Origin of the sequence: Marichromatium gracile, assembly GCF_004343155.1 — a bacterium.
Taxonomy (GTDB): domain Bacteria; phylum Pseudomonadota; class Gammaproteobacteria; order Chromatiales; family Chromatiaceae; genus Marichromatium; species Marichromatium gracile.
This window is the reverse complement of the sequence record NZ_SMDC01000008.1, coordinates 180,721-190,876: the sequence shown is the minus strand read 5'-3', so window position 1 is coordinate 190,876 and position 10,156 is coordinate 180,721. Positions and strand designations below refer to the sequence as shown.

The window sequence follows — 10,156 nt, the reverse complement described above, 5'->3', positions numbered from 1 at the left end:
GCGGCAAGGTCCAGGCCTTCAGTCGCAATCGAGCTGCCTCAATCTCGCGCGGTGGGAGCTAACCACCACGGGGTGGCAAGATACAAGCCGCAAAGGACGCGAAGAAAGCGACCAGCCTCCAGCAAGCAGCCTCCAGTGTCGGTGTGCGGTCGACCGCAACGCGACAAGACAGCCCCGCCCCATCACTGGGGGCTGGCGGCTGGCAGCTGGAAGCCTTTCTCCATCTTCGCGCTCTTGGCGGCTTTGCGGTTCAATCCCGCTGGTCGCTGGTCGCTGGTCGCTGGTCGCTGGTCGACAGCTAGATACACGTTTCGCGACGATTGACAACCCGCAATCGAAGGGAAGATAATTAACTGTTTTTAAAGACGGTTTCCATGTCTTCCCAGCGTGCAACCGCTCAACGCGTCCGCGTCGAGTTCCTCGCCTTGATCGCCCTGGCCTGGCCGATCCTCATCACCCAGCTCTCGCACACCGCGATGGGCTTCGTCGACACCCTGATGGCCGGTCGGGTCGGGGCGCGCGATCTCGCCGCGGTGGCGCTCGGCAACTCGGTGTGGATCCCGGTCTTCCTGCTGATGAACGGGGTGTTGATGGCCACCACGCCCAAGGTCGCCCATCTCGTCGGCGCTGGGCGACTCGGCGCGACCGGACCGCTGGTGCGTCAGGCGCTGTGGCTCGCACTGGCGCTCGGCGGACTCGCCGCCGCAGTGCTGTCCTCGGCGCGCCCCCTGCTGGAGGTGATGCGGATCGACCCCGAGCTGGTCGCCCCGACCATGGGCTACCTGCGGGCGGTCGCGTTCGGCTTCCCGGCGGCGGCGCTGTTTCAGGTGCTGCGCAGCTTCTGCGACGGGCTCGGACAGCCGCGTCCCTACATGGTCCTCGGACTGCTCGGGCTGCTGCTCAACATCCCGGCCAACCATGTCTTCATCCACGGTGGCTGGTTCGGGCTGCCGGCGCTCGGTGGTGTCGGCTGCGGCTGGGCCACGGCGCTGGTGATGTGGTTCATGCTCGCCGGTTTGGCGCTCTGGATCGCGCTCGCGCCGCGCTATCATCGCTACGCCCCCTTCGCCCGGATCGAGCGCCCCGACCCCGCCACCCTCGGCGCGCTGCTCGCGCTCGGTGTGCCGATCGGCATCGCGGTATTCGCCGAGGCCAGCATCTTCGCCGTCATCGCCCTGCTCATCGGCGGTCTCGGACCGGTGGTGGTGGCCGGACACCAGGTCGCGCTCAACTTCTCCACCCTGATCTTCATGGTGCCCCTGTCGCTGTCGATGGCGACCACGGTGCGAGTCGGTCAGGCGCTCGGACGCGGCTCGATCCGGGAGGCGCGCTTCAGCACCCGGGTCGCGCTGGGCACGGCGCTGACCCTGGCCTGCTGCTCGGCCGTGCTGATCCTGCTCGGGCGCGACTGGGTCGCACGGCTCTACACCCCGGACCCGGCGGTGATCGCCGTGGCCACCCAGCTGATCGTCTATGCCGCGCTCTACCAGCTCTCCGACGCCGTCCAGGTGACCGCCGCCGGCGCCCTGCGCGGCTACCAGAACACCCGCACGCCGATGGTCATCACCCTGATCGCCTACTGGGCCATCGGCCTGCCGATCGGCTACAGCCTCGCGCTCACCGATCTGTTCGGCCCGGCACGCGGACCGGCCGGTCTGTGGCTGGGGCTGCTCGCCGGCCTGACCGCCGCGGCGGTAATGCTCGGCATCACCCTGGTCGCCACCGCACGACGACGACAGCGGTTGGTCCCGGCCCTGCAGTAGCCGACAGCCGACAGCCGACAGCCGCCGGGAGATTGAACCGCTAAGCCGCAAAGTGCACGAAGATGAAGAAAGGCTTTCAGTTGCCAGCCTCCAGTGAGGGGGTTGGGTTGTCTCGTCGCGTCGCGGTTGACCGTACGCCGACACTGGAGGCTGTTTGCTGGATGCTGATCGCTTTCTTCGCGTCCTTTGCGGCTTAGCGGTTCAATCCCGCTGGTCGCTGGTCCCCCTTCTCGCCCATGTTTGTCCTGGATCACTGGTGAGTGTGATCTTTCTGGACTACGCTTAGAGATTAGCCTCTGGTGGACAGGATTCGACCAATCCGTCTCACGGGCTTGTATCTCAGTGACCTAGCGCAACTCGTCACAACTTATCCACAGGACGAACCACAGGGTCTGGGGACAAGCCCCGCGCCGCCCCGCCCGCGCATCGAGGAGGCACCGCGCATGACCTGGAAGACGCGACACCGCTCCTTCTACTACGCCAAGGCGCCCGCACCGGAACTCCCGCCGCTCACCCCCGAGGAGACCGCGCTGCTCTGCATCGACGTGCAGAACTACGGCATGGTGCTCGCCGACGACCCCGAAGAACGCGCCCGCTGGGCCCCCTTCCAGCAACGCATGCGCGAGACCCTGATCCCCAACCTTCGCGCCCTCCAGCAACGCTTCCGCACCGCCGGGATCGACGTCATCCACGCCCGCATCGCCTGTCTGCTCGAGGACGGTCGCGATCGCTCGCTGAGCCAAAAGCTGCCGGGCTGGAACAACCTGCTGATGCCGCTCGACACCGAGGCCTCGCAGATCGTCCCCGAGCTGGCCCCGGAACCGGGCGAGATCGTCGTCACCAAGACCACCGACAGCGCCCTCACCGGGACCAACCTGCGTCTGGTGCTCAACAACATGGGCATCCGCAACGTCATCGTCACCGGCGTCTACACCGACCAGTGCGTCTCCTCGACGGTGCGCAGCCTCGCCGACGAGAGCTTCCACGTCATCCTCCTCGAGGACTGCTGCGCCGCCGGCACCGACAGCCTGCACCAGCACGAGCTGGAGATCCTCAACATGATCTACTGCCAGGTGATGCGCAGCGACGAGCTGCTCGAGGAGATGGGGCTCGGCTGAACCGCCGGCCGAAGAGATTGAACCGCAAAGCCGCAAAGGACGCGAAGGGATAAAGCGGTAAGCATCCAGTCGTCAGCTACCAGCGGGACGTCTTCTCTCGCCATCGCGGCAGTATGCACGCCACTGTCGCCAAATCATGACGTTGGCCCTCCCCACTGGAGGCTGTCAGCTGGCCGCTGGAGGCTGAAAAATGAGCGATCAGCTTTCAGCGGTCAGCCACGCTTCTCCACTGGAGGCTGTCGGCTGGCCGCTGGAGGCTGATCCAGGACGAGACGGTGCTTTCCTCAGTTACACACCATCGCCTTCTGCTCGACGGGGTCGCCGTCGTTGAAGCTGTACTTGAAGGTGCCGGGCGAGCCCCAGTTGGTCGCCACCAGCATGCCGTCCAGCCCCTCGCCGGAGAAGTCGAAGCGGATCGAGCAGGCGTCCATGGTGCACATGTAGTACCAAGGGCCGCTGATCTCGGTCTCGATCGGCGCGAAGCCCTGCACCGAGCCCCAGGTCACCTTGCCCGTGCCCATCGCCTTGTGCTCGGGCTGGGAGTCGACCACCACCTCGATGGTCAGCTCCGGCGCACCGGTCATCCCCGGCGGGATGTCGCTGCCATAGCAGGCGCGAAAGGCGTTCACCCCCTTCTCCATGTCCTCGGCGAGCGCCGCCCCCGAGGCGGTACAGACCAGGGCCATCGCCGCCACTGTGCTGAAGGTCTTCATCCCGGTTCCTCCATTGCGATCGTCGTGAGCGCCGGGACGATCCCGGACGCTGGTTGCACGGTGACAGGCCGATGGCCGTGCATCAACCCACGGGAACCGACCTGACCTGACCGGTTCTGACCAAGGCCTCAGGCCCGCATCAACGGGGTGGCGAAGGCATAGCCGACACCATGCTGGGTGAGGATGGGGCTCGGCCCAGGATGGTGGCCGGCGATCTTGCGACGGGTACGGCGCACCAGGGTCTCGAGCGCGCGCTCGGCGCTCTCGTCGCGCCGCGCATAGAGCCGGTCGAGCAGCTCACAGCGACGCACCGCGGCACCCGCCCCGGGCGAGAGCAGGTCGAGCAGCTGACACTCGCGCGGACTGAGTTCCAGGGTGCCGGCACCGGGGATCGCCAGCGCCCGCCGATGCACCAGCAGACGCCAGCCGACGAGACGCTGCGCCGCGGCACGCAGCTGGGCATGACGCCGCGCCAGGCTGGAGACGGCGACGGCCAGCTCCTGTGCATCGACCGGCGTCTGCAGGAACAGATCGGCCCCGGCCTGATAGCAATCGACCCGGATCTCGACCCCGCTGCGCGCGCCGATGGCAACGATGGCGCTGGTGGTCTGGCGTCTGGCGTAATCGATCAACACCTGTCCCGGCTGATCCGGCAACGCGAGGTCGACGACCACCACGGCGAAGCTCTGCTCGCTGAGTTGACGATAGAAGGACAGTCCGTCGGGCGCGGTTGCGACCGTACAGCCGGCGTCCCCGAGGGCATTGGCGAGGGAGGTCCGCAGCTCGGCGTCCCCCTCGACCAGGATCACGCAAGTCGGCTCAGTCATCTCGATCCTCCCTGTGTTCGATCCGTCCCGGGTACTGATACAGCTCACGGAGACTGATTGGTGATGAGGTGATCATTCATGGGGCCAGTCCCCTGATCCTCAAGCACTATCTGACCAATGACCAGACCCCGGCGCCGGCCCCGGCGAGTGGACGCAGACGCTGTCGCGCCGTCGGCGCGCTGTCGTGACGCATCAGCTCGAAGAGATCGTGCAGCAACGCCTCGGCCTGGGCGAAATAACCGTGACCGAGCAGGTCGAGGTCGAAGTCGGGCACGGCCACCGTGTCCACCCCGGGTACCACCGTATAGGGCTCGAAATAGCCCGCACGCGGCGCGCCGTGGAGTCGGGAGGAGAGGTGCACCGCACGATCGGCGGCGGAGGCATAGAGCGTGGTGCGCTCGCTGTGACGCGGATAGAGCCTGGCGAGATCGAGGAAGAGATCGCGATCGACGTCGGGCGCGGCGAGGAACACCTGCGCGAAGCGCACCCCCGCCTCCCCGGCCTCTGCCGCGATCCGCTGCAACGCCCGCAACAGACCACGATTGCCCATGCTGTGCGCGACCAGATGCACCCGGTCGGTACCACAGTCGCGGGCGAACGCGACGAGGAAGTCGGCGATCAGTCGCTCGCTCGCCTCGATCGCCGCCTCGTCGGCGGGATAGGCCGCGAGCTTACCCTGCGAGGGCCAGCTGAAGAAGGCGGTGGCCGGCACCTTGAGGTCATAGCCGATCTGCGCGGCGCGGATCGCCGCCTCCTCGAAGCTGGTGTTGTAGCCGTGCAGATAGACCATTGCCTGGGCCTGCTCGCCGGCCTCGCGCGCCGCCGCCACGGTCGCCGCGACCTCGGCGAGGCAGGCCGCGGGCGTGCGCGACTCGACGGCGCGCAGCCGCAGCCGGTCGTCGCGCAGGTCGAGACGCAGCAACCGCGTCCAGAAGCCACTGCCGCTCTCGCCGAAGCGATGCGCCTCGGGGACCTGGACCAGCGCCCGACCGTAGTGGACCCGGGTGTCGCGCTCGCCGCCATAGCCGCCCGCCCCGTCCGGGCGGCGGTTGGTGCCGAACCACACCGGATAGACCTCGCCGTTAGCCGGGGCGGCCGTGGTCATGGACCACGCCGGGATGCCGGCGCGCTGGGGCGCCTCCCCCCTGTCGACGACGAAGTGTCTGTCATCGGTCGCAAGCGGCCACGACGACGCGCCGAGATCACCCACCAGTCGCACGATGATGGGCGACTGTCGATCGAGGGCGGCCAGCAGCGCGCCGACCTGGCGTTCGGCCTCATCGAGCCACGCCGACTCGGCCATCAGCCGCTGACGGATCTCGAGCGCCAGGGCCTGCGCACCCGCACGATCGCCCCGACCGACGGCATCGGTCAGGGCCGCGAGCAATTCGGTGAGCGAGGGTTCGAGGGACGAGGGTTCCTGGTTCATGACGACCTCCTGATGCTGCCGATCCGCTGCGACACACCCCTGCCAAGAAGCATAGTCGGACAGCGCCCGGCGACAGTCGTCAAGGCGTCGAGTCGCCACCCCGTGCTAGGGTCGCCGCTCCCTGCCAGCAACCGACGGAGCCGCCATGCACACCCATCTCGACTGTTATCCCTGCTTCCTGCGCCAGGCGCTGAGCGCGGCGCGGCGCGCCGGCGCCGATCAGGCGCTGCAGCACGCGATCCTGGTCGAGACCATGGCCGAGTTGCAGCGGCTGCCGCTCGACACCACGCCGCCACGGATGGCCGAGACCATCCACCGTCTGGTGCGCACCCGCACCGGCGCCGTCGATCCCTATCTCGCGGCCAAGCAGGAGGCGACGCGCCGCGCCCTCGATCTCTACCCACGGCTGATCGCCGCCATCGCCGCCTCGGCCGATCCGCTGGAGACGGCGGTGCGCGGCGCGATCGCGGGCAACATCATCGACTTCGGGGTGTTCGAGCACTACGACCTCGAGGCCACCCTCGATCGGGTGCTGCGCCAGCCCTTCGCCATCGACGACCTGGCGGTGCTGCGCGCCGCGCTCGCGCGCGTCGACCGGGTGCTCTATCTCGGCGACAACGCCGGCGAGACGGTGTTCGACCGCGCCCTGATCGAGCAGCTCGACCAGCCGGTGACCTATGTCTGCAAGGGCGGCCCGGCGATCAACGACGCCACCCTGGAGGACGCGCGCGCCGCCGGGCTCGACGGCTGCGCCAGCCTCGTCGACAACGGCTCGGACGCCGTCGGCACCTTGCTCGATCGCTGCTCGGACGAATTCCGCACGCGCTTCGCCGCCGCGCCGCTGATCATCGCCAAGGGACAGGCCAACTACGAGAGCCTGAGCGAGGTCGAGGCGCCCATCGTCTTCCTGCTCCAGGCCAAGTGCGGGGTGATCGCCGACGACATCGGGGTGCCGACCGGCGGGTTGATCGTCAAGGCCGCGCCCGGGCTCGCGCGCTAGGCGCCCCGGACGCGGCCCCGCTCAGCGCAGCCCGCGCCGGTACCAGAGGGCGTAGGCCGCCGGCAGCAACAGCAGGCTGAGCAGCGGCGCGGTGATCATGCCGCCGACCATGGGCGCGGCGATGCGGCGCATCACCTCCGAGCCGACCCCGGCGCCGAGCATGATCGGCAGCAACCCGGCGAAGATGGTCGCCACCGTCATCGCCTTGGGACGGATGCGCAGCACCGCGCCCTCGATCAGCCCGGCGTGGAGCGCCGCGCGGTCATCGAGCCGTCCCTCGGCGCGGCGACGCGCGAGCGCCGCGTCGAGATAGACCAGCATCACCACGCCGAACTCCGCCGCCACCCCGGCCAGGGCGATGAAGCCCACCGCGACCGCCACCGAGAGGTTGTAGTCGAGCAGATAGATCAGCCACAGCCCGCCGACCAGCGCCAGCGGCAGCGAGCCGAGCACCAGCAGCGCCCGCCCGAGCGAGCCGAAGGCGAGATAGAGCAGCACCAGGATGATCGCCAGGGTCAGCGGCAGCACCTGCGCCAGCCGCGCCTGGGCGCGCTCCATCGACTCGTACTGGCCCGACCAGTCGAGCGAATAGCCCGGCGGCAGCGCCAGCGCCTCCTGCACCCGCGCCCGCGCCTCGGCGACATAGCCGCCGAGATCACGGCCGCGGATGTCGACGAAGGTCCAGCCGGTGAGCCGCGCGTTCTCGCTCTTGAGCAGCGGCGGTCCGTCGACGATCACCACGTCGGCGACCTGCCCGAGCGCGACCTGCGCCCCGCTCGGGGTGACGATCGGAAGCTCCCGCAGCGCCTCGAGATCGGCGCGCCGATCGCGCGGGAAGCGCAGATTGACCGGATAGCGCTCCAGCCCCTCGACGGTGCGGGTGACCTCGATGCCGCCGATCCCGGCGGCCACCACCTGGTTGATGTCGTCGATGTTCAGCCCGAAGCGCGCGGCGGCCAGGCGGTCGGGGCGGATCTCGACATAGCGCCCCCCGGCGACGCGCTCGGAATAGGCCGAGACCGTGCCCTCGATCCCCATCAGGATTGGCTCCAACGCCCGGCCCAGTCGCTCGATCTCGGCCAGATCCGGCCCCGAGATCTTCACCCCGATCGGGGTCTTGATGCCGGTGGCGAGCATGTCGATGCGGGTCTTGATCGGCATCACCCAGGCGTTGGTCACGCCGGGCACCTGGACGCGTTCGTCGAGTTCGTCGATCAGCCGCGCGAGCGTCATCCCCTCGCGCCACGCCTCGCGCGGCTTGAGATGGATGAAGGTCTCGATCATGGTCAGCGGCGCCGGGTCGGTGGCGGTCTCGGCGCGCCCGACCTTGCCGAACACCCGCTCGACCTCGGGCACCGAGGCGATCAGCCGGTCGGTCTGCTGCAACAGCTCGCGCGCCTTGCCGATCGAGATCCCGGGCAGCGTGGTCGGCATGTACATCAGATCGCCCTCGTCGAGCTCGGGCATGAACTCCGAACCTAGCCCGCGATCCCAGCCGCCGATCACCGGCAACGCGCCGAGATGCGCGCGCCAGCCCTCGGCGAGCGCCTGCTGCCACTGCCCCACCCGGACCTCGGCACGTTCGGCGAGCGGGGTCTCGACCACCGCCGAGACGAGCTGGAAGGGCCATTTGAGCGGTGCGAGCAGCCCGCCCACCCCGCCGAGCGGGATCAGACAGCTGTAGAGCAGCACCCCGGCGGCCACCAGCGTCGAGCGCGGGCGGCGCAGCACCGCGCCGAGCACGGGCCGGTAGCCGGCGATCAGCACGCGGTTGAGCGGATTGGCCTGCTCGCGCGGGATGCGGCCACGCACCAGATAGCCCATCAGCACCGGCACCAGGGTGACGGCGAGCCCCGCCGCGGCGGCCATCGCATAGGTCTTGGTATAGGCCAGGGGCGCGAACAGCCGTCCCTCCTGCGCCTCGAGCGCGAACACCGGCAGGAAGCTCAGGGTGATGATCAACAGCGAGAAGAACAGCGCCGGTCCGACCTCGGTGGCCGCCTCGCCGATCACCCGCCAGTGGGTGGCGCGGTCGATCCCGGGGCCGGCGCGTTCGAGGTGCTTGTGGGCGTTCTCCACCATCACGATGGCGGCATCGACCATGGCGCCGATGGCGATGGCGATGCCGCCGAGCGACATGATGTTGGCGTTGATCCCCTGTGCGTTCATCACCAGGAAGGCGGCCAGCACCCCCAGCGGCAGGCTGACGATGGCCACCAGCGCCGAGCGCAGATGGACGAGGAAGAGCACGCAGACCAGGGCGACGACGACGAACTCCTCGACGAGCTTGTCGCCGAGGTTGTCGACGGCGGCGCGGATCAGCCGCGAGCGGTCGTAGGTCTCGACGATCTCCACGCCCTCGGGGAGCCCGGCGGCGAGCGCATCGAGCCGCGCCTCGACGGCGGCGATGGTGGCCAGCGCGTTCTCGCCCGAGCGCATCACCACGATCCCCCCGGTGACCTCGCCCTCGCCGTCGAGATCGGCCACCGCGCGGCGCATCTGCGGACCGATCCGCACCCGCGCCAGATCGCGCAGCAGGATCGGGGTGCCGCCCTCGGTGGCGCCCAGCGGGATGGTCTCGATGTCCTCGACCCCGCGCAGATAGCCGCGGGTGCGGATCATGTACTCGGCCTCGGCCAGCTCCAGCACCGAGCCGCCGACCTCGGCATTGGCCGCGCGCAGCGCCTCGGCCACCCGCGCCAGCGGGATGCCGTAGGCACGCAACCGATCGGGATCGACCACCACCTGGTATTGGCGCACCATGCCGCCGACCGTGGCCACCTCGGCCACCCCCGGGACCGCCTGCAGCTCGAACTTGAGGAACCAGTCCTGGAGGCTGCGCAGCTCGGCGATGTCGTGCCGTCCGCTGCGATCGACCAGGGCATAGCTGTAGATCCAGCCGACCCCGGAGGCATCTGGCCCGAGCCGGGGCTGGACGCCCTCGGGGAGGCTCGCGGCGGCCTGGTTGAGATACTCGAGCACCCGCGAGCGCGCCCAGTAGAGATCGGTGCCGTCCTCGAACAGCACATAGACATAGCTGTCGCCGAAGAAGCTGTAACCGCGCACCACCTTGGCGCCGGGGACGGCCAGCATGGTGGTGGTGAGCGGATAGGTGACCTGCTCCTCGACCACCCGCGGCGACTGGCCGGGGAAGCTGGTGCGCACGATCACCTGCACGTCGGAGAGATCGGGGATGGCATCGAGCGGGATGGTACGCAGCGCCTGCGCGCCCCAGACGGCGAGCGCCAGCGCGCCGAGCAGCACCAGCATCCGCCGGCGGATCGACCAGAGGATCACGGCCTTCAT

The 10,156-nt window shown here is 69.1% G+C and carries 7 protein-coding genes; 3 read left to right on the top strand and 4 right to left on the bottom strand.

Features of this window, described 5'->3' with window-relative positions:
- The first annotated feature begins 374 nt into the window (after positions 1–374).
- Complete coding sequence (locus EDC29_RS12425; RefSeq protein ID WP_132230132.1) at positions 375–1,763, top strand: MATE family efflux transporter; 1,389 nt, start codon at positions 375–377, stop codon at positions 1,761–1,763.
- Positions 1,764–2,206: 443 nt separating this feature from the next.
- Positions 2,207–2,881: a cysteine hydrolase family protein gene (locus EDC29_RS12420; RefSeq protein WP_123141610.1), complete on the top strand. Its 675-nt coding sequence runs from the start codon at positions 2,207–2,209 to the stop codon at positions 2,879–2,881.
- Positions 2,882–3,165: 284 nt separating this feature from the next.
- On the opposite strand, the gene EDC29_RS12415 is transcribed toward EDC29_RS12420, so the two are convergent.
- From EDC29_RS12415 to EDC29_RS12405, 3 genes are all read right to left on the bottom strand, one after another.
- A complete protein-coding gene (locus EDC29_RS12415; RefSeq protein ID WP_123141609.1) occupies positions 3,166–3,594 on the bottom strand; it encodes a DUF1842 domain-containing protein in 429 nt (142 codons plus the stop codon).
- Positions 3,595–3,722: 128 nt separating this feature from the next.
- Positions 3,723–4,421 (bottom strand): response regulator transcription factor, encoded by a 699-nt coding sequence (locus EDC29_RS12410; RefSeq protein WP_123143136.1) that lies wholly within the window; start codon positions 4,419–4,421, stop codon positions 3,723–3,725.
- A 106-nt stretch (positions 4,422–4,527) separates the two neighbouring features.
- Complete coding sequence (locus EDC29_RS12405; protein ID WP_132230130.1) at positions 4,528–5,850, bottom strand: alpha/beta hydrolase; 1,323 nt, start codon at positions 5,848–5,850, stop codon at positions 4,528–4,530.
- Positions 5,851–5,995: 145 nt separating this feature from the next.
- On the opposite strand from EDC29_RS12405, the gene EDC29_RS12400 reads away from it, so the two are divergent.
- Entirely contained in the window at positions 5,996–6,850 is an 855-nt protein-coding gene (locus EDC29_RS12400) for a damage-control phosphatase ARMT1 family protein (RefSeq protein ID WP_132230128.1), read from the top strand.
- Between the two features lie 21 nt (positions 6,851–6,871).
- Here EDC29_RS12400 and EDC29_RS12395 read toward each other — a convergent pair whose 3' ends face one another.
- Entirely contained in the window at positions 6,872–10,156 is a 3,285-nt protein-coding gene (locus EDC29_RS12395; protein ID WP_132230126.1) for an efflux RND transporter permease subunit, read from the bottom strand.